Below are 22,362 nucleotides of genomic sequence, written 5' to 3'. Positions count from 1 at the left end.
AACAACAACAGCAGCAGAGCCTTCGGTTTACTTTTGAGACGACCTTTTCTTTTATAAGACCTTGTAGAAGTAGGGCTTATTCCTGGCTATCCGGGGGATAAAACGCCAAAGGCGGGCTATATTACCGGCCAGCCGTGAAGCACGTCCCCATTCGGCAAATGGATTGCGCAGGGTGAACAATCTTTCAAGAAAGCTGCACAGGTAGAAAACGGGTACTGCCACTGTATACACGGCGAGGTGGAAGAATAACCAGCCAACTCCTGATTGTTTTCTGATACGTAGAAAATTGGAGAGCATGATCTGCAATCCTTTCCTGTCATACAGATTATAATATCCTTTGCCCGATGATCCGAATGTTTCATTGGCTGTAGCGCCTTGCAGGTGTACCACATTGAATTGACCATAAATGCACATTTTCCCGAAACGCCCAAGACGGCTACACCACTCCACCTCTTCTGCGTAAAGAAAAAAATCTTCATCCATCAGTCCTGCTTTATCAATGGCAGCCTGCTTAACCATCAGGTAAGCACCATTGATCCAGTCTACGGTGGTTTCCTCCCTGGTGTCTGGCACGTGTGGTTTTTTGACCTTCATAACATTGCCCAGCCACTTAAGGAACTGCCCGATGTATGGAAGGGGCAACAGGTTGTTAAGGCTGCCCGCCGTAAAATAACTGCCGGAAATCTGTGGGGTTCGGTCTTCATTCAGTAATTGTACGCCACAAGCGACATAACCGGATTGCATAAACTGTACATAGCACTTTTCTATTGCCCTGTCTTCCACCAGGGTGTCTGAATTCAACAGCAGGACCGCATCACCCTTGGCGTGTCGTATCCCCTCATTATTGGCCCGGGCAAAGCCTGCATTGTAATCCATCTGGATCCACTTAACGGCAGGATAATGGCGGGTGATCAAAGCCTGACTATTATCGCCGGATGCGTTATCTACCACAATCACTTCCAGGTCGACCTGTGGGGTCGGCTCAAAGATCGTCTTCAGGCAATTGTCGAGTAATTGTGGTGTTTTATAATTGACAATAACGATAGAGATCACTGGCTTAATTTATGTCGGTGTGTCAGATAATGAATGAACATACTAAACTTGGAGAAAACGCCTGTCGTCAATAAGCGACGTGGGATTTTGGATTGCCAATGTACCATTGACAGTATGACCGGGTGAACAGCCCCCTGGTAACCTGCTTCCCTGATCTCTTTTTCATAGCGAACCTCCAGGTTGCGCATGAGCCGCCACCAGGCATCATAGACAAGTATGTTTCGCAGGCAATGTATGCCGATCTTGTTCAGCAAGTAAAAGTTTTCTGGTATTTGTACTTTTCGGTTACCTACACAATCCATGGTTACCTGCTGATCACTCATGCCCACATTGATCAAAGGCTGGTTGATATAGCCGATCTTTTCTGTGGATAGGCGACGTATATAGAAGTCGATATCTACCACCCACTTGGTTTTGGGATCATAAAAGAACTGCTGGTTGTTCCGGTGCAATATTACGCTGGGTGGTCCAATGATATTCCGGGCAAATAAGATCGCCGGCTCCTTCATCAATGCTTTTACCCTGCTATCGGCAATAACAATGGGCTCTTGCTTCCCTGTGTGCAGGTAGATGTTATAGTATGCACAAAAAATGAGATCGCCCGTATGGTTGGCAATAGCATCTGCAAGCTGCTGTAAGCTGGTGGTTTCCCTGAACCAGTCATCATCATGCATTATCTTGATCCATTGACCCGTGGCGCGCCGTAAACCTTCATTCCAGTTTTCCGGTGTGCCCAGTGCATGGGCATTCTTTGAATAATGCAGTGAGAAAGAGGTTTTATAAGTATCGCATAAGGCTTGTACCTTATCGTCGGGACTATCATCCGTTATTACCACTTCAAAATCCCGGAACGTTTGTGCTTTAACAGAGTCCAGGATTCTTGTGAGGTAGTCAACATTTTTATAGGCCGGGATACATATCGATATGAGAACGGGAAATGTCATATAACAGTTGTAGGCCATTGGTATGGCGCTTGCAAAAGTAGGTAAAATATTTAGCAGGTATTTGATAGGATTATTTACGTATTTTGCGCCCTTTCCAACATTAACCTATTCATACCATGCAGTTTACAGCCCATAACATATTGCTAAATAATGGGAAGAAGACACTGGGCGATGACCATATCCTTTTTAGTGACAGTGCTGTCTGGACATCTATTAAAAGTACCATTGATCTGTTTCTGCCAGGCTCTCGGGAAGAAAGGAATAAGCTGAGATCTGTAGATCTTGGATGCCTGGAGGGGGCCTATACTGCGGAACTGGCTAAATTAGGCTTTGACAGTCTGGGTATAGAAGCGCGTGAAGACAATATCGCAAAATGTAATTATGTAAAGGAAAACCTGAATTTGCCCAATTTACATTTTGCACAGGATGATGTAAGAAATGTGGCCAACTACGGCAAGTTTGATGTTACTCTTTGTTACGGGTTGTTATATCATTTGAATGATCCTGTTGATTTCCTGAAAAGGATTGGCGACAATACCAATAAACTGTTACTGCTCAATACGCATTTTGCTCCTGAACGGGACATCAGGTACCGATTGGGTTTTCTCAACAAATATGTTATTGGTCCCATTCAAAAAAGAACCCATTTCCTGGAATATCAGAAAAATTACCGGCTTTCTGCTTTAACGAAAAATGAAGGCTTTCGCGGAAGGTGGTTTAAGGAATGGAGCCCTAATCAGGATAGGGCAAAGATTGAAAAATCTCTTTGGGCATCCTACAATAACAACCGGTCGTTCTGGTTGTGCAAAAAAGACCTGACGCAGGCATTGCACGATGCAGGATTCAATCACGTATTTGAACAATTTAACTATACGGGTGATATTTTCCCGGACAATTATACGCAACACTACAATCGTACTATGTTTGTGGCTTTAAAGCAATAATCATCTGCGCTGTTTGTGTTCAACGCCCGGCTTAAGAGGGCGCTTACTACATCTTCCGTGCTACAGTAATGAGGTGAAAAGGTTTTTGGGCTTTTTGGTACAATACATTGCAGGAGCTATACTCTAACATTTCCCGTACAAGTTCCAGGCTGAAAACATGATGATGGGCGCGGCGGTTTTGATGATTATTACGCAATATCAGTTCCCGCTCTTCTGGTGAAGCTGGGCTGGTTTCAAAACCCGGTTCATTTAGTTTCAGTATTTCTTCAAAATGGGTAGTATCATCTTCCTGAACACCAGACCTGAGGTCATTCAACAAGTGTTCCATGGTAGTATAGGGCCTTGGCGCATCAAAAGTGAATCGCTTATCGGGCAATATTAAAATTAAAAGACCACCTGTTTTCAATACGCGCATCCATTCTTTGACAGCTTTCAATGGATTGGCCACATGCTCCAGGCTGTGGCAGGACAATATGAAGTCATAGCTATCATTCGCAATTCCTGTGAGGTCTGTAGCCTCTTTGATGAACTGATGACCTGTTTTGGTATGGTAGCGATATGTTTGGCCTTCTCTGATGGAGCCTTCCCAAACCGTTTCATTACTGAAATTCACCCCATCTACCTGCTCTGCAAACAAGTAAACCGGTACTCCGCCCATCAAAGAAAATTGCGCGCTTGGGCCTCCGATCTCCAGTCCTTTTTTCCCACTAAGTTGATAGCTATAACGAATCAACATCCGTTTTGCAGGACGGGATACATAAGATAAGCCAGTTATCAGATAATCGCTTATTACAGACATGTTTATAGCTTTTATTTGCCCCAGGCAAGATAAGTCAATTTCTTTTTTTGGGCATCACTGCCATCTGAATAGAGTCTCGTTTGATTGTCTGCTACCAAGAGGTTCTGTTGTGACTGCATCCAGAAGGTTGAACTGTTTATCCATTCTTCCTTTTCATAACTATTTCCCATTTTATCGATTAAAAGTACTTTCAACCCTTTCTTGTTGACCTGACGGGTAAGACTATTCCTGCCACTTTCAAAAAGGTATGCGTTGAATTTATTCTTCAGGTTACCTTTTTTGCATGATAATAACAGGGCTCTTTTCAACATGAAAGCATTGGTGCGTATATGAGGATTGGGAAAAGAAGGAAATAAAAAACTCCAGTAGAATAAGGCTTTCAGCAACAATTTGAATTTGCTGAAATTCTCCTGAAAGGGTTTATTCAGCTCCCATTTCCACGTGTTATTAATAAAAACGGAAGAGCTATAACTTTGCCAGGAGCCTGTAGCGCCAATAATACCTGCTTTTTCTGCCTGCATTTTTTCTGCATACAATGCAAGCCAGTTATCTGCCTGCAATTCGGAATAGCTGTTTAGAAAAAGAATATAATCGGTGTTTAGTTGTCTGGCTGCCCAGAAATAGGCATCTATGTCCTGGCAGGCGCCATAATGGATGAGGGGGCTATAGGTTATTTTATTAGCGTTGGCAATGGCCAGGTAGGGGGCCAGATCCTGCTCATTCTGTACACCGTTGAACAGCAGTACTAGCTGGTGTTCATAGCCTGCCTTGCGTTCACAATAGGAGGTGATAAATTTTTCGAATAATACTGTTCCATACGGCATCCATATCAGGTGAACGACCGTAACAGGAACAATTTTATCACTGTTTTGAACCATTATTTCTTTTCTACAAGTAAGACATTGTTCATATACAGATCGGGGCCTTTGGGTAATATCGCATTAAAGAACAAACTGATAACATTCAGGAAAAAAACGCCTCCGCTATCCAATATGGTTCTGATGACTGGAATTTTACCGAAAAATCTTCTTACTATATGTATGTGATAATAGGCAATGAATATCTGGCCGATGGTTTCGATGGCTGTGCCGGATTTTTCAAAAGCTATGACTCTGAATCCGTTCCTTTCCAACAAGTCTTTTATGCCATATGATGAGTAGCGGGCAAAGTCATTGGGAACTTCATGTTCGCAAATTGCGAAAGGGCAGGTTATCAGCATTTTCCCTTTGGGTTTCAACACGCGATGTAATTCCCTGACCATATGTTCAAGGTTAAAAACATGTTCAAAGACCTCGGTGGAAAAAATACCATCAAAACGATCGGCTTCAAAAGGCAGGGTCAGTCCATCATAAAACACATCAATCGATTCATTTTCATGCGAATGTCCCTCTCCATGGAAGTCAACTCCCATATATTCATCTACTTTGAATAAATCCCGGTAAGGCTTTGATCCACAACCAAAATCCATCAGGGACCCCGAAAAAGAAGGTGTATACTTAAGGATATGTTTCAATAGCCGGTTTCGTAATAAGTACGAAGGATTAGTAAGGGAAGGGTTAAAGTCCTTAGGAATTGTTGCTAAACCGGCTACTTTCATAATAGGTAAAAAGTTGCGCAAAATTAAAATTATTTCCCCTATTAATGTCTTGCTATGCCATTTAATTTATTGAAAACCAATTTCTGCATAATAATCGCAATGCAGTATTTTTACCGCTAAACTGCGGGCAACACAAGCTCAGGCAATCATAATCATGGGGCAGATACGCAAACAAGTTATTCAATCTTCTTTTCTTTCCTATATAGGGTTCGGGATTGGGGCCATCAATACTTACTTTTTCACCCGTGAAGGCATGTTTACGCCTGAACAATATGGACTTACGCAGGCTATCATCAGTTTATCCCAGGTGTTGGCGCCCCTCGCTGCACTGGGCATGACGTCCTTCATCAACAAGTTTTTCCCGTATTATTTTGGCCATCTTTCCAACCGGAAAAATGACATGCTCACCGTTACCATCATTGTCGGCATTATCGGGGCGGCATTGGTGTTTACAGGCTGTTTCGTTTTTGAGCCATTGGTCATTAAAAAGTTTAAGACGAAATCGGCACTGCTCGTAGAGTTTTATTACTGGTCGCTCCTGTTCTCCTTCTTCTTCATGTGCTTTTCCATCCTTGAAAGTTATATGGGCGCGCTGAAGAAAACGGTACTGCCCAACTTCATGAAGGAAACTGTTTACCGTATATGCGTGTCGATCCTGATTGCCTTGTATGTTTTTCAGGTCATCCCCTTTAGTCTCTTTGTTATATTGTTTTGCTGTATCTACCTGCTTATTGTGGTCATACTGGTCAGTTATCTCTTTTTGACCCAACAACTCATCATTGCTACCCGTTTCAGCAGGGTAACAAAGCGTATTAAACGAAGTGCTGCTATTTATGTCGGGTACGTGTATGCAGGCTCAGCTATTGCTAATATCGCCCGGCAAATAGATACCATCGCGCTGGCAGGTGCTCAAAACCTCAGCGTTACGGGGGTCTATTCGCTCAATCAGTTTGCGGCAGCGATCCTGCAGGTGCCTTATCGCGGGTTGACGGCTATTGCTGCTCCATTGATTGCGGAGCATTGGAAAAATAAGAATCTGACAGAGATCTCCCGTATTTATCAACGGTCATCTATCAACCTGCTGCTCATAGGCTGTTTTCTTTTTGTCAATATCTGGATCAATTATGATGATGGATTGCAGGTATTGCGTACCGATGCGAGGTTTGCAGCGGGTAAAACGGTGTTTCTGTTATTGGGGCTGTACAATGTGTTTGAATTGGGAACCGGTTCCAATTCGGTATTGATAGGCACATCTCCAGCCTGGCGTTTCGAATTCTTTTCCGGTGTTATCCTGTTGGCGCTGTCTATTCCCCTCAATATATATATGGCCAGATCCAAGGGGATGGATGGAGTGGCGTTGGCTACTGCCGGTACACTCGTATTGTACAATATAGTCCGGTTGATCTTTATCAAGTACCGCTTCAATATGTGGCCATTCAGCCTTAAAACAGTATATGCGGTGCTGCTGGTGACAGGTTGTTATTTCCTGACCTGGTATCTGCTGAGAAATATACATGGCTTTACCGGCATTTTGCTGCGCTCCTCACTCTTCTCCACTTTATTTTTTACCGGCGTTTTTTATCTTCGGCTTACGCCCGATCTGCCTCAGTTTATTGAGGTGGTCAGGAAAAGATTTGCGCGAAAAAAATAATATGAGCTGCACGGTTACGTTCTAAAACTGCACAGTTATTGCCCGAATCGACGCACTTATCGGTTTGCTTGTGCAATGACGAATTTAATTTATATATTGGTAAGGAATACCCCTATGCCCTGATGACCAAAATGATACGCTTATTATTAAGCTTTTTATTTATTCTTATTATCCCTGTCTTCTGCTTTTCGCAGGCCAACCTGTGGCAAGGCCTTGTAGCTTATTACCCTTTCACTGGCAATACCATCGATGCTACCACACTCAATCAACAGGAGATAAATGCGCTACGCCCTTCTCAACTATGTAGTGACTGGTTAAGGACTACCAACCAGTTGGATGGTGTTAGAATAGGCGATCTGGATATAGCGGGTAACCAACTGACCGTTGAAGCCATCTTCAATAGAGTGGCTCCTTATTCAAGCGGTTATTTGTATGCCGGCAACATAGTTTCAAAACACAAAGAACCTACTGATTGTAATTACTTGCTGCGTCCCAGACATGCGGAGATCAGTACTTCTAATGGTTTTTTCAGTACGCCACAAGTTTGCGATTTCCAACTTAATAAGACATACCATGTAGCTATGGTATATGATGGCAGTTTCCTGAAGTTTTACAGGAATGGATACCTCATGAGCCAGGTGGCGGCTACGGGCAATCTCATTCAGAACAATTGGATTACTACCATTGGTGAGAATGCTTATGCAACAGGTCCTTACACGATTGCGGAGCACATGAATGGATTTATCAATGAGGTAAGGATATGGAACAGGGCCAGAACGCAGGCGGAGATACAAGGTTACATGAACACATCGCTATCTGCTCCCACTACCCAGCCTGGACTTCAGGCATATTATGTATTCAATGACTTACTAAATAAGCAAGGCAATGCTGCCTGGAATGGGACTTTGCAAGGTGGAGCAGCTATCAATCAGTCCAATGTGAATTGCACGCAGGTGATAGATTCCTGTGAGCTGGTGGTTACATCTGTCAATGCCATTGCCAGCTTTACAATACCCGATACTGTTTGCATCAACAATCCGGTCAACATTACCAATACTTCTACAGGTGCCAGCAGTTATTTCTGGAATTTTTGCGTGGCGGATATCGATAAAGCGCCTGTTGCAACCAATATCGGAAACCCGGGTGGAGTGCTTCAGGCGCCGGTTTTCATGGATTATGCATTCGTCAATGGTAATTATTATGGGTTCACTACTAATTTCACTCCGGGTGGATTGGTAAGACTTGATTTTGGCAACAGTCTGCTCAATACTCCCGCTGCTGTTAACCTGGGCAACTTTGGTGGTATTATACCGCCCAACAATAGTGCAGAGGGCTTGCAGGTTGTGGAGAATGAAGGCAAATGGTATGTGATCATGGTGGGGGGTAATCCGGCTGTGCCGGGAGGCGTTACGCCCAGGGTTTTGAAAATTGAATTGGGAACCAATATTGCTAACCCAGCTCCGGTGGCTACCGACTGGGGCAACCTGGGCAATATGTTGCAGCCTATCGACCTGCACCTGTTTAAAGATGGTATCAACTGGTATGGCTTTACCGTAAACTCAGAAAATAATACCATTACCCGTTTTAACTTTACCAATAGCTTCAACAATACACCTACTGCCATAAACCTTGGTAATATTGGTGGCCTCTCCTATCCTACAGGGATCTATGCCATCAATGACAATGGCAATTATCGGGTGTTTATTACCAATGGTGGTGATAATTCACGGAATACACATGCCAACTGGTCTCTTTCCAGGCTTGACTTTGGTAATTCATTGCTGAATACGCCTACTGGTGTTAACCTGGGGAATCCAGGCGGTGTATTGCGGCATTCGAGAGACCTTACCATCATGCGTTCCTGTGACCAGATAATAGCTTTTGCCGTGAATGGCGCTTTTGGATCGGATGATATTGTGAAATTGAATTTCAATAATGATCTTTCTTCAGTTCCTACGGGTACTTCTCTCGGTAATATTGGCAACCTGAACTTTCCACATTCCATTTCCAAACTGTTTCGGGTCAATGAAGATATTTATGGTTTTGTGACCAACGTGGTTAATAGTACCATCACCCGGTTTCGTTTTGAAGGATGTGCCAACGCCAGTGTAGCCAGCTCTTCTGCGCAAACGCCGCCGCCGGTTACTTATAATACACCCGGTACTTATAACATCAACCTGACAGTAGATGATGGCTTGCCTACACAATCTGCTTTTTGTAAGCAGGTGGTCGTAATGGCAGCTCCTGTGCAGGCGCCTACGCAACAGGTGAGGTTGTGCAGTGGCAACAACATAAGAATCGGTACAGGTACCAAATATGCAAAGTATACGTGGAATACAGGTGCTCATACCGACTCGATCGATGTTACAGCCGGTGGCAAATATTGGGTGGAGATAGATCGTTTTGGTTGTATCGTTGCCGATACAGTTGTAGTCACCGCCAGCAATTGTACAGTGATAGCCTCTTTTACTGCTCCCGATACGATTTGTATCAATAATCCTGTAACCCTTACGAATACTTCCATCGGCGCCAGCAGTTATTTCTGGAACTTCTGCGTAGCGGATATCACTACTACACCGCAGGGAACCAATCTTGGCAATATCAGTAATAACTTATCCATGCCGGTATTCATGGACTATGTTTACGTCAATGGTAATTATTATGGCTTTTCGGTGAATCATGCTCCCGGCGGACTGGTGAGGCTCGACTTTGGCAATAGCCTGTTGAACACACCCACCTCTGTGAACCTGGGCAATTTTGGCGGTAACATTCCTGTGCAATGGGGAGCTGAAGGTATTCGTGTAGTACAGAATAATGGAAAATGGTATGCCATCGTTGTAGGAGGCGCTACCTCGGCGGGGTATACGCCAAGGATCCTGAAATTCGATTTCGGCACTAATATTACCAACCCAACGCCTGCTGTCACCAACTGGGGAAACTTAGGTAATATGGAGCAGCCTATCGATTTTGACCTTTTCCAGGAAGGGGGCAACTGGTATGGCTTTGCTGTAAATGCCCTGAACAATACATTCACGCGTTTCAATTTTACCAACAGCTTCGATAATACGCCCACCGCTGTAAACCTTGGTAACATCGGTGGTTTATCCTATCCAACGGGTATCTACACGGTCAATGATAATGGCAATTTCAGGGTTTTCATTGTTAATTCAGGCTCTACAGTCTCTTTAACAAGGCTTGACTTTGGCTCTTCTCTACTGAATACACCGACAGGGGTTAACCTTGGCAATCCTGGTAATATCTTATCAACGCCGAGAGATATTACTGTTATGCGTTCCTGTGGACAGTTCGTTGCTTTTGTTGTCAACGGAAGGCCTGGTTTTGGAGAAATCGTGCGGCTTAACTTCAATGATAATCCTACTTCCATACCTACACCTGCTTCGTTGGGCAATGTAGGTAGTCTTGATTTTGCTCATTCTATTTCCCGTTTGTTCCGGGTGAATGAAGATATTTTTGGTTTTGTTACCAATGCCGGTAATAATACGCTTACCCGGTTCCGCTTTCCCGGCTGTACAAACGCCAGTATCGCTAATTCATCTGCAGAAACCCCGCCCCCCATTACTTATAATACGCCCGGGACCTACAATATTAATCTTACGATAGACGATGGTCTGCCTACACAAACTGCTTACTGCAGACAGGTAGTGGTGTTGGCAGCTCCTGTATCGGCGCCAACGCAACGGATTGCTATGTGTTCAGGCGTTACGCAAAGAATCGGTACCGCCACCCGCTCTGCTACTTATTTATGGAATACCGGCGCCACTACCGATTCGATCGACGTAAGTGCGCCCGGGACCTATTGGGTAGACATTGATCGTTTTGGTTGTAAAGCCACCGACACTTTTGTCATCCGGGCTGCTGCATGTAGTAATATCAGTAACATCATTAACGATTATACAGAAGTACTGGCGCTCGATCCCTGTAAAAACTCCCTGGTAGTGGGCGACGCCACTGCGTATAATGTGGGTGATACCGTATTGTTGATCCAAATGAAAGGTGCTGTAATGGATGTGACCAATACGGCTGCCTTTGGTAATGTGCTGAATTACCAATCTGCCGGTAATTATGAATTCAATTATGTAAAAAGTAAGACCGGCAATACGATCGAGCTGCTGAATACGATCACGAAATCGTTCGATGTCCCCAATGGCAAAGTACAACTGGTACGGGTGCCTTATTATGAAGATGCCGTCATTACGTCTACCCTAACCTGCCTGCCCTGGGATGGCGGCAAGGGAGGTATAGTGGTATTGAACGCCCGGAACACCATCAACCTGAATGCCAATATAGATGTAAGCCAAAAAGGTTTCCGCGGAGGTGCAGCGGAAATAAAACCTTCCGATTGTGCAGAAACAAACTACTTCTACGATCAAACGTCCAATAAAGCTGCCCTGAAGGGTGAAGGCATAGTGCTGGTGAACAGCAATATGATCAGGGGCAGAGGAAAGGCCGTCAATGGCGGTGGTGGCGGTAATAACCACAACGCTGGCGGCGGCGGTGGTAGTAATGCCGGTGCGGGCGGTGTGGGAGGCAGAGAGACATTCGTGGCTGGTTGTGCACAACTCAATAATGGAGGCGTGGGAGGTGCTCCATTGCCTTATACCAACGCACAAAACAAAATATTCATGGGTGGCGGCGGTGGCGCTGGTGATGTAAATGGCGTAACAGGCGTTGCTGCACCTGGTGGCAACGGCGGAGGGATTGTCATTGTGGTGGCTCCTGTTCTTTATACCAATAGCAACGCTATCCTCAGCACGGGGCAAACGCCTGCAAATTGTTCTGGTGGCGATTGCTGGGAAGGACAAAGCGGTGGTGGTGCAGGTGGTACCGTATTGTTGTCGGTAGATAATGTTGTCGGCAACACCACTATCAATACTTCAGGCGGCAATGGGGCCAGCTTTACCAACCCTAATACCGCAGTCGGCTATAATGGCACCGGCGGTGGCGGTGGTGGTGGTATGCTGTGGACAAAAACGGCATCACTGCCTGCTGGTATTACACATACTACTGCAGGAGGTGTCAGGGGTGTTTTTATAGCAACAGGAAATGACGGCGGTGCACAGAATGGCGGGTTGGGACAAACGGCTTTTTCCCTTCAGCTACCTGTTGCTTCCGCACCTTTTAAAGCGAATATCGATTCTGTTAAGATAAGAGCGAATATTGTAGCATGTACGCCACCTTCCTTTGAAGGACTGGCCTGGACAAACACACGTCCTATCAGTAGCTGGTTATGGTCTTTCGGTGATGGCGCAACAGCTACCACGCAAAACGCTACACATATCTATCAGGCCCCTGGTAATTACACCGTCAAACTGGTCGTTACCGATGCGAATGGCTGTCAGGATAGTATCAGCATGCCTTTCCGGTTTGATGGAGTGCTCGATTTCGACTTTGCCTACCAAATCGATGTATGTTCTCCGCTCGACGTACAGTTTACCGGGCTGGGTTCTACTACCACAAATGCTTATTGGGAGTTTGGTGACAATACCACGGCTACAGGGGCAACGCAGGTGTCGCATACCTATGCTGCTGAAGGTACTTACAAAGTGCGGTACAGTGTAACAGACGGAACCTGTACAGATACCATTACCAAGTTTATTCCGATCAACATATTGAGAGAAAATATTGTTCTTACAGCTGATACTACTATCTGTGCAGGAACTACCAAACAATTGCGTGCTGTACAAGCCTTGAGCTATTGCTGGTTCCCCACTACCTACCTGGATAATCCTGCTGCCCAAAACCCTGTTACCAGCACGCCACAGGATATTACGTACTACCTGCATTCCGAGTCTACCGGTAATAACCTGATCGTAAATGGAGATTTTTCTGCCGGCAACACGGGATTCACTTCACAATATGTGTTTGCAGCCAACAACACTACGGAAGGAGAATATTTTGTGGGGCCTAATCCACAACTATGGAACGCTTCGACCAACAGTTGTGCAGACCACACTGGTAATGGCAATATGATGTTGGTAAACGGAAATCCCATTGCTGATCAAACGGTATGGACACAAACGATCAATGTGGTTCCTAACACCAATTATGCATTTTCTACCTGGATACAGTCGATTTATAATGTAAACCCTGCACAATTGCAATTCTCGATCAACGGAAAAGATCTGGGAAGTGCGATTACTGCTTCCGTTCCTTCCTGCAACTGGCAGCAATTTTACACTACCTGGAATTCGGGCAATAGTACAACTGCCCTTATATCGATCGTTAATAAAAATACTATTATCATGGGTAATGACTTTGCCCTTGATGATATCTCTTTTGCACAGGTCATTGTTAAGCGCGACAGCGTAGTGATCAAGGTGGACAGCCCGGTGGTGCGAGCAAATAATGATACCACTGTGTGTTTCAATAAACCTGTACCATTGATCGCTACCGGTGCTGCCACTTATGCCTGGTCGCCAACAGTGGGATTGTCCAATCCTGCCATTAGCAATCCGATCGCAACACCAGTTGCCAGTGGCGTTACTACCTATATTGTTACCGGTACAACGGTCAACGGTTGTGCTGCCAAAGACACTGTGCTGGTAAACGTCTTTCCGAAACTTGATTTCGACTTTGGGTACAAAATCGATGTTTGTTCGCCGCTTGCTGTACAGTTTACCGGACTGGGTAGCACTACATCCAACCCTTATTGGGATTTAGGCGATAATACTACGGCAACGGGAGTTACCCAGATCTCCCATGTGTACGCTTCCGAAAATACGTACAGCGTACGATACAGTGTAACAGACGGAACATGTACAGACACCCTCACAAAGCTTATTGCAATCAGCACATTGAAAGATAATATTGTCCTTACCCCTGATACGGTTATCTGTGCCGGAACCACCAAGCAATTGCGTGCTGTAAAGGCCTTGAGCTATTGCTGGTTCCCCACTACTTACCTGGATAACCCTGCTGCTCAAAATCCTATTACCAATACACCCCAAGACATCACCTATTACCTCAACACAGAAGTAACAGGTAATAACCTGATCGCCAACGGTGATTTTTCTGCCGGTAATACGGGCTTTGGTTCTGATTATACCTTTACAACAGCCAATAGCACAGTGGTTGGCGTATATGCCATCAACAGCAATCCTTCAGCCTGGAATAGCTGGGCTGCCCCATGTGCCGATCATACCAGTGGCAATGGCAATATGATCATGTTTGATGGCGCTAATATTCCGGGACAAAAAGTTTGGCACACGACAGTATCGATTACTCCCAATACCAATTTTGCATTTTCCAGCTGGATACAATCCATCCATTCTACCAACCCGGCAAAATTGCAGTTCTTTATCAATGGCAAATTATTAGGGAATATTTTTTCAGCCAGTGCTACCACCTGCCAATGGCAGCAATTTTATGAAGTATGGAATTCCGGCAATGCAACCACTGCTGAAATCGCTATTGTAAATCAAAATACGAATCCACTCGGCAATGACTTTGCACTTGATGATATCTCTTTTGCGCCTGTCATTGTTAAACGCGATAGTGTAGTGATCAAGGTAGACCGGCCTATAGTGAGAACTAATAACGATACCACTGTGTGCAGTGACAAACAAGTTCCATTGTTTGCCACAGGAGCTGCTACCTATACCTGGTCGCCGGCTGCCGGGTTATCCAATCCCGCTATTGGCAATCCGGTAGCTATACCTGCAGCAACTCCCACACAATATATTGTAACTGGTACTACCACTAATGGATGTGTTGCCAAAGACACTGTGGTGGTGGGTGCATTTGCGAAACCAACTATTACCAAAACATCCGACACGCTCGTGTGCCGTAATAGTAGCTTCCCACTCTTTATTGCAGGCGGAGTGTCCTATGCGTGGTCCTCAGCCGGTCAACTAAGTGGCGCCAACAGCGATCGCCCCATCGTCAGTGTGGGTATGTCACCGGTAACCTATCAAGTGGAAATCACCGATAGCCATTCTTGCGTAAGCCTTGATTCTGTAGAAGTAGCAGTGCGGCCATATCCTGTTTTCCGGGCTACCGGCAACCTGGCCATCTGTGCGGGCTCCAGCCAGGTGATGCAGGCAAGTGGCGGAGATACATATGAATGGTCGCCAGCCCGCTGGTTCGATAATCCAGCTGCTCCTTCTCCGGTAGTAACGCCGGAGGCAACCACCCTTTTCAGTGTTTATATACGGGAAAATACCTGTGGTTTCGATACAACGATCAATATGCTGCTTACGGTGAACCCGATTCCTGTGTTGACGGTAGATAAAGCCAATGACGTGAATTGTAATACGCCTACCGCTCAACTAAACGTTACGGGCGCCATGCGTTACACTTGGAGTCCGGCAACGGGTTTGGATAATCCCTCCAAAGCCAATCCTGTAGCAGCCATCGATACCACCACTGAATATAGAGTGACCGGTATAAACCAGTTTGGTTGTTCGTCCAACGCCTATATACAGGTAAAAGCTACTAAAGACGGTATCCCTCGTTTTGTAGTGCCTAATGCCTTTACACCTAATGGCGACAGGAAAAACGATTGCTTCGGCATTCAACGCTGGGGCAATGCTATTGTACAGGAGTTTACGGTTTACAACCGGTGGGGACAAAAGGTGTTTCAATCCAATAATCCCAACCAATGCTGGGACGGCACCTTCAACGGTAAGCCGCAGGACTCAGGTGGATATGTCTACGTGATACGGGCAAAAACACTGTGTGGTGAGGTAACCACAAGAGGGATCGTAATGCTGGTACGATAACAACTAAATACTGCTTCTTGTATTTTGTAATGGAAATCGCAAGGTAACCCGTGTGCCAGCTGGCTTATTATTGAATTCGAGGTCTTCGATATCTATCAATATGCGGGTTGTTTGGGTTTTATTCAGCATTTCGATCCGCCTGGCGGTCAGCGACATTCCTTTCGACTGGTATTCGATCGGTATTTCGCTTTTATATTCACCGGCTTTCTGGCGCCCTACTCCATTGTCTTCTATTTCACATACGAGGTATTGGCCATTCAGCGTGATCCCTATTTTTACACAGCCCTCCTTATCGTTGCGGTATTTCAACCCGTGCCTGATGCTGTTCTCAACGTACGGTTGCAAGAGCATGGGCGGAATGAACCAGGCAGCCGCATCCAGGCCCGGGGCTATCGTAACGCTGTAGGAGAATTTATCCTCAAACTTCGTCTTCTCCAATTCGAGATAGGTGGTCAGGTAATTGATCTCTTCCTGTATACTGATCCTCGCTTTGGAAGATAGGTCCAGCGTTAACCGAATGAGCCGGGAAAACTCCGTGATGAATTTATTAGCCCCTATCAGGTCTTTGTCGATCACATACTGCTGTACCGAATTGAGGCTGTTAAAAATGAAATGCGGGTTCATCTGTGCCTTGAGCGCCATTTGCTCCAGCTCGGCCATGCGGTTGTTGATCTGCATTTGAGCGTCATTCAACCGGCGTACCCGTTTTATGCGGGCGTTGAGGAAAAGCCAGATCAAGGCCCAGGCAATGAGCAGCCCCAATATCCTGAACCAGGCTTTTTCCCATACATGTTTATCTACCTGGAAAGGAATACGTATCATCTCACTTTCAACGCCAAATTTATTAGTGGCCACCAACTGCAGTTCGTAGTTGCCGGCAGGCAGTGATGGATAGCTGAGAAAAGTTTCGCGGGTAGATTGCCAATGATCATCGAGGCCGGCAAGGCGATAACGGTAGGTAATGTCTCCGGCCGACCGGTAAGAAATGCCCACATATTCAAAGCGGATGGCGTTATTGGCGGGCGATAATGTTAAACTGCCCGAATCTGCTACGAGCTTGCTGCCTGCCGCCTGTATATTGGTGATGCGTAATTTGCACCAGGAGTTAAGCGATATTTTGTCAGCATCAAAGCTGGTCAATCCGGCTGCAGTGCCTGCATATACGCGGGTGCCTTCCACGAAAACAGTATTGATCAGGTTGCCGATCAGTCCATCTTCATTCGTATAATTGGTGATATGGACCTGGCCGGATGAGATCTTCACGCGGTTTAATCCTTTATCTGTTCCCACCCAGATATCATTACCTGAGATAAAGAGCGTCCGGCAAATATCGCTGGTAAGACCATCCTTTTGCTTTACTATGTAGGTTACCTGGTTATGCTTAAAGCCAATGAGCCCATTGCCGTTTGTGGCTACCCACAAGGTGCCGTCGGCCGAAGCATTGACGGCGGCTATCCTGCTGCTTAGCGATGGAAATCGATTTCCCAGGAACTCGCCATAGGGCGTATGGTCGACTCTGTATAATCCATTCAATGCACCTGCATAGATCGTATCATGCAAGGCAAAGCTGGCTGTAGAACGGCCATACCATACAGGATTAGGAAAGATCAGATCGTCAGATACCAGGAAAACCCCGCTATTGGCGCTGACCAGTATATGCTTCTTATCATATGTTGACAGAGCTTTAATAGATGTGAACCGGTCCTTACTCAGTTTGATGCCTGCTTTGTCGATAGCGATCATTCCATAATCAGTACCCAGTATCAGCTTGTTGCCGGAATAAGGAACCATATCGAGTATACGGGCATGGGTGGCTTTTTCAAACAGGTATATATTTTCTGTCCGGTGCGTTTGCGTATGGATGGTCCACAGGATCGATCGCTCTGTTCCTATATAAAGAACTGAATCGGCTTTTTGAATGCTAAAGACTGATAAAGCATCTTTATTGGGTGCAGTAAAAGTAAAGTTGACAAATTCAAAAGACCCTATCCGGTAAATGCCGGCGCCTGCCGTCATGAACCAAAAATTGCCTTCACTGTCTATCATGGTACCATTGATGATCTGTCCCTGCATGCAATACCTCATTACCTTACCTGTGCGGAAGTTGAAGATGCTGGCGCCGTTCACCGTGTTGATGGCACAGAGGCTGTCGTTTAAAGGCGAAAGACCTGTTACGCCTGCTATAGGAAAGGTACTATGCCGCTTGCCGGCCGACCATTGAAAGTAAAGACTGTCTCCTTTAGTATAGGTTTCAAGTTGTGGCGACAACCAGGCGAAATGTAAAAACGCCTGATCGAAAATAGTTGGGTCTTCGTGTATGCTGAAGGTTTCGGGATGCAGGGATAGTACAACAGTTGATTTGCCACTGCCATTCGATAGCAGGCCAAATTGGCCATCGTAGCGAATACCTGCTTTTATGATCACCAACGGTTGTTCTTTGCTTTCCCTTACCGTTACGATCTTTTTTGCAGGGGTAATGATATGATAAGCACGTGTTTCGGCAATAAGGATATTGCCCTGGCTATCTTCTGCAATGTCTACGATCTCGGAAGTGATCGACAGCTTGCTCAGTACCGGATCATTATCCTGGTTGTAGACCTTGCCTTTCCAATAATAACAGATCGCGTTCCTGAAAGGCCTCATCCATACGCGGTTTTTCGAATCGATGAATAACCGTAGTATCTCATTATCGGGCAAGCCATCTGCGGTAGTAAAATTACGGAAATGGGTACCATCGAACCGGCTAAGTCCTGTTTCGGTCCCAAACCACAGAAACCCTTCTTTATCCTCGGCCCCGCAATACACCACCGAACCGGCCAGGCCATCTTTGACATCGTAGCGTGCATGGCTATACTCCTGCCCTACGGCAATGCTTGTACAAATGAACAGGTAAAATATAAGCAGGAAGTAGATAAGCCTCATGTGACGGGATGATGTTTAGGGACGTGTGAGGCCGAAGCGGGCCATCAACTCGTCCTTACGGCGGGTAGCCACTTCTATCATGGTACCATCTTCCATTTCAATGTAGCCTCCCCTGCCGCGGTGGTATTTTTTGATGAAGTTCAGGTTTACAATATGGGAATTATGGATCCTGAAGAATATATCGTTGGTGAGCAAAGGCTCATATTCTTTGATGTTCTTGGATGATATGACTTTTTCCATGTCTTTCACGTAAAAAGTGGTGTAGCCGCTTTTGGATTCACACCGCATAATGTCAGACAACAACACAAATACATATCCTTCCTTGGAAGGCAATGCAATTTTCTGAACGCCTGCCTGTGGTTTTTTCAGGTTGTATAACAGGTTTTCAATGCGGGCATTTACATTCCTTGTATTTACCTTTTGAGAAGCCTTGGCCACGGCTGCCACCAGTTCGTCGATATTCACTGGTTTCAGCAGATAGTCGAGGGCACTGTACTTGATGGCTTTCAGCGAATAGTTATTAAAAGCCGTAATAAAGATGATTTCAAAACGTACCGGCTTCAGCTGGTCGAGCAGGTCGAAACCACTACCATAGGGCATTTCTATGTCCAGGAATACCAGGTCGGGCTCTACCTCTTTAATGAGGGTTGCCCCATCTGCCGCATTGTCAGCCTGTCCTTCTATCAATACATCCGGACAAAACTCTTCCAACATCAGTTTCAGGATGCGGTTGTTCTTAGGTTCGTCGTCAATCAGTATAGCACGTATCATGGCAAGGTTTTTAAGTGTTGCCGGCTTCGGATAAAGGAAACTGCAAAGTTACCCTTGTGCCGGCAGGTATATGATTCGTTTCTAAGTCTTCAATATTGATCAGAACAGGAAATGGTTGATTTTTGTTCAACATCTCGATCCGTTTGGCGGTGAGCGTCATACCTTTCGACTGGTATTCAATCGCCATCTCACTCTTGTACAAACCAGCTTTTTGACGCCCTACTCCATTGTCTTCAATCTGGCAAATTAAGTATTGTCCATTTAAGCTAAATAATAATTTTATATGTCCCAGCTTATCCTTACGATACCGAACGCCATGGCGAATACAGTTTTCTACGTACGGCTGCAGGATCATGGGAGGAATAAACCACTCAGACGGGTCGAGGCCCGGGCTCAATACTACACTGTAGGAAAAATGATCTTCAAATTTCGTTTTTTCCAGTTCAAGATAAGTGGTGAGATAGCTAATTTCTTCATAAATACTGATCTTGGTCTTTGAAGATATATCGAGGGTTAACCGGATAAGTCGGGAAAACTCGGTAATGAACTTATTTGCTCCACGAAGATCCTTGTCTATTACATATTGCTGGACAGAATTGAGGCTGTTGAAAATGAAATGAGGGTTCATTTGCGCTTTAAGGGCCATCTGCTCAAGTTCTGTCATACGGTTGTTGATCTGTATTTTCTCATCGTTCTGCCGGCGTATCTTCCTGATGCGGGATGCCACAAAAATCCATACAAGGACTGCAACGATCAACAATACCAGCAGCCTGAACCAGGTCTTTTCCCACAGCCGTTTTTCTACCAGGAAAGGGATGCGTACCATTTCGCTTTCCACACCAAATTTATTGGTGGCGATCAATTGCAGTTCATAATCGCCGGAAGGGAGTGATGGGTAGCTGAGGTATGTTTCCCGGGTGGTTTGCCAGTTATCGTTGAGGCCCACCAGGCGGTAGCGGTAACTGATATCACCGGCTGAACGATAAGAGATGCCGATATAATCGAACCTGATGGCATTGTTGTTGGGAGGTAAAGAAAACCCCGTCGTATCATATGCCCATATATTGTTGTTGGCCTGCAGACCGGTCATGCGCAGACGGCAGGATGAATTGAGTGCTATTTTATCAACATCGAAGGTGGTGAGCCCTGCAGGAGTGCCTGCATACACCTGGCTGCTATCAACGTATATGGCATTGATGACATCGGAGATGAGGCCGTCGGCGCTGGTAAAGGGGGTTATTTTATATTGACCATGCAGCCATTGTATCCTGTTTATACCTTTGTCCGTACCAACCCATACATCATTACCGGAAATAAATACCTTTCGGCAATTATCACTGGACAATCCATCTTTTTTACGGATACTATAAAGCACTTTTCCATCTTTATACCCTACAAGGCCCGTTCCCTGTGTAGCTATCCATAAAATGCCATCCTTCGATCCCTTCATATCCGCTACCCGGCTTCGCAGCAATACGTGTCGATCTCCCAGCCAGGTCATCTTACCAATACTATCCAGCCGGTATAAACCATTCAGCGTACCATTGTAAATGACATCGTTCAGTACATAAGAGCAGGTTGACCTGATCCACCATATTAGTTCTTTATCAGCCAGATTTTCCGACAGCAATAGCACTCCGGTGTGGATGCTTGCCAGCAGTGAATCTCTGTAGACAAACAGCGATTTTATAGAAAGATTTCTACGCAACCTGAGATCGGGTTGTTTCATATCAAGTATCTCGTTGTTTGTACCTAATTTGATACGTCCGCGGGGAAATTCAACAATGGATGTTATTTTGATATTGAAGCTTGTTTTTTCGATGCGATGTGCGTGTACTGCCAAATGCTTCGGTGTGATGGTAAACACCAGCGATCTTTCTGAGCCTGCGTATATAAGAGAGTCGATCCTGGTGAGGCAAAATACTGGTAGATCCATTTTGGGGCCGTCTAAAAAAGTGATGTTGTTGAGCTCAAAAGACCCTACCCTGAAAATGCCGGTACCGCTTGTGAGAAACCAGCTATTGCCTTCACTATCCCGGAAAGTAGCGTTTATATTTCTGCCTTGCAGCACATGCCTGCTTATCTTACCTGCCTGTATATCGTAAAAAATAGCTCCATTACCTGTATTGATGGAGCAAAGACTATCAGCAATCACGGATATACTATTAAAAGAAGCAGGTAAATCAGTTGTCTTGCTGGTTGGTTGAGAGTCTGTCAGGAATATCAACTTGTTCCTTTCTCTAAATATCTGCAGCCGGCCCGATAAATAAGCCGCATGCAGCATAATAGGTCTGTAAGGGAATGCCTGCTTCCTGATCAACGTTCCCCGCGCATCATAATCCAGGATACTTATATCGTTATTGGGAAGCTGCGTAAGGATACTGATATGACCTGCTTTGTTTAATCCCATGGCGATTGGCGCCATATGTGTGCCGGCGAAATCTTTAACCTTCTTCACCTGTTGTTCTGCCATGATGAAAAAGATGGATAGTATATCTGTTATTACAATATTACCCTCCCGGTCTTCCAATATATCCACTACCGAGCCTGTAATGGATAAGCGTTTTAACAGTGAATCATTTTCCTGGTTGTAGATCTTTCCTTTCCAATAGTAACATATAGAACTGCGAAAAGGCATCATCCATACGCGGTTTTTTGAGTCTACAAATAGCTTTATGATCTCATTGTCCGGCAGGCCATCTGCCATGGTGAAGTTCCTGAAATGAGTGCCATCAAACCGGCTGACGCCTGTTTCCGTGGCAAACCACAAAAAGCCATCTTTATCTTCAACCCCGTGGTAAACTACAGAACCGGCGAGGCCTTCTTTAACATCATAGCGGGTATAGCTATATTCCTGCGCGGAGGCATATGTAAGATGCACAAGCAACAATAAAACACTCAATAACTTTTTTAATCCCATCGGTGATGATCTTTTAAAGG

Annotated in this window: 11 protein-coding genes; 3 read left to right on the top strand and 8 right to left on the bottom strand. The window is 45.3% G+C overall.

Annotated features, from left to right (window positions below; translation table 11 throughout):
- Positions 1-51: 51 nt before the first annotated feature.
- The gene (locus AC5JBY_RS16985; RefSeq protein WP_495905818.1) at positions 52-1,053 is read right to left on the bottom strand and encodes a glycosyltransferase family 2 protein; all 1,002 of its coding nucleotides are present in this window, start codon (positions 1,051-1,053) and stop codon (positions 52-54) included.
- Positions 1,050-1,997 carry a glycosyltransferase family 2 protein gene (locus tag AC5JBY_RS16980; protein WP_495905817.1) on the bottom strand — a complete coding sequence of 316 codons (948 nt, stop codon included), beginning with the start codon at positions 1,995-1,997 and terminating at the stop codon, positions 1,050-1,052. Before AC5JBY_RS16980 ends, AC5JBY_RS16985 begins: the two co-directional genes overlap by 4 nt.
- 116 nt (positions 1,998-2,113) lie before the next feature.
- Between AC5JBY_RS16980 and AC5JBY_RS16975 the strand changes: the two genes are divergently transcribed.
- Positions 2,114-2,941, top strand: coding sequence for a class I SAM-dependent methyltransferase (locus AC5JBY_RS16975; protein ID WP_495905816.1), 828 nt, complete (start codon positions 2,114-2,116; stop codon positions 2,939-2,941).
- A 46-nt stretch (positions 2,942-2,987) separates the two neighbouring features.
- On the opposite strand, the gene AC5JBY_RS16970 is transcribed toward AC5JBY_RS16975, so the two are convergent.
- Genes AC5JBY_RS16970 through AC5JBY_RS16960 form a run of 3 tightly spaced genes read right to left on the bottom strand, consistent with a single transcriptional unit; the run spans position 2,988 to position 5,337 of the window.
- Positions 2,988-3,740, bottom strand: a complete 753-nt coding sequence (locus AC5JBY_RS16970) for a class I SAM-dependent methyltransferase (RefSeq protein WP_495905815.1) — start codon at positions 3,738-3,740, stop codon at positions 2,988-2,990.
- An 11-nt stretch (positions 3,741-3,751) separates the two neighbouring features.
- Positions 3,752-4,618 carry a hypothetical protein gene (locus tag AC5JBY_RS16965; protein WP_495905814.1) on the bottom strand — a complete coding sequence of 289 codons (867 nt, stop codon included), beginning with the start codon at positions 4,616-4,618 and terminating at the stop codon, positions 3,752-3,754.
- Positions 4,618-5,337: a class I SAM-dependent methyltransferase gene (locus tag AC5JBY_RS16960; protein WP_495905813.1), complete on the bottom strand. Its 720-nt coding sequence runs from the start codon at positions 5,335-5,337 to the stop codon at positions 4,618-4,620. The genes AC5JBY_RS16965 and AC5JBY_RS16960 overlap by 1 nt, the downstream gene beginning before the upstream one ends.
- 154 nt (positions 5,338-5,491) lie before the next feature.
- On the opposite strand from AC5JBY_RS16960, the gene AC5JBY_RS16955 reads away from it, so the two are divergent.
- A complete protein-coding gene (locus AC5JBY_RS16955; protein WP_495905812.1) occupies positions 5,492-6,988 on the top strand; it encodes a lipopolysaccharide biosynthesis protein in 1,497 nt (498 codons plus the stop codon).
- A 122-nt stretch (positions 6,989-7,110) separates the two neighbouring features.
- A complete protein-coding gene (locus tag AC5JBY_RS16950; RefSeq protein ID WP_495905811.1) occupies positions 7,111-15,729 on the top strand; it encodes a PKD domain-containing protein in 8,619 nt (2,872 codons plus the stop codon).
- Positions 15,730-15,732: 3 nt separating this feature from the next.
- Here AC5JBY_RS16950 and AC5JBY_RS16945 read toward each other — a convergent pair whose 3' ends face one another.
- From AC5JBY_RS16945 to AC5JBY_RS16935, 3 genes are read right to left on the bottom strand one after another with little or no spacing between them, the layout of a single operon-like run.
- The gene (locus tag AC5JBY_RS16945) at positions 15,733-18,651 is read right to left on the bottom strand and encodes a sensor histidine kinase (RefSeq protein WP_495905810.1); all 2,919 of its coding nucleotides are present in this window, start codon (positions 18,649-18,651) and stop codon (positions 15,733-15,735) included.
- Positions 18,652-18,666: 15 nt separating this feature from the next.
- Positions 18,667-19,422, bottom strand: a complete 756-nt coding sequence (locus AC5JBY_RS16940) for a LytR/AlgR family response regulator transcription factor (protein ID WP_495905809.1) — start codon at positions 19,420-19,422, stop codon at positions 18,667-18,669.
- Between the two features lie 10 nt (positions 19,423-19,432).
- Positions 19,433-22,342, bottom strand: a complete 2,910-nt coding sequence (locus tag AC5JBY_RS16935; protein ID WP_495905808.1) for a sensor histidine kinase — start codon at positions 22,340-22,342, stop codon at positions 19,433-19,435.
- Positions 22,343-22,362: the final 20 nt, after the last annotated feature.

This window comes from Paraflavitalea sp. (genome assembly GCF_059502485.1).
Note: the sequence above shows the minus strand (reverse complement) of the source record. Positions and strands in the feature narration are given on the sequence as shown.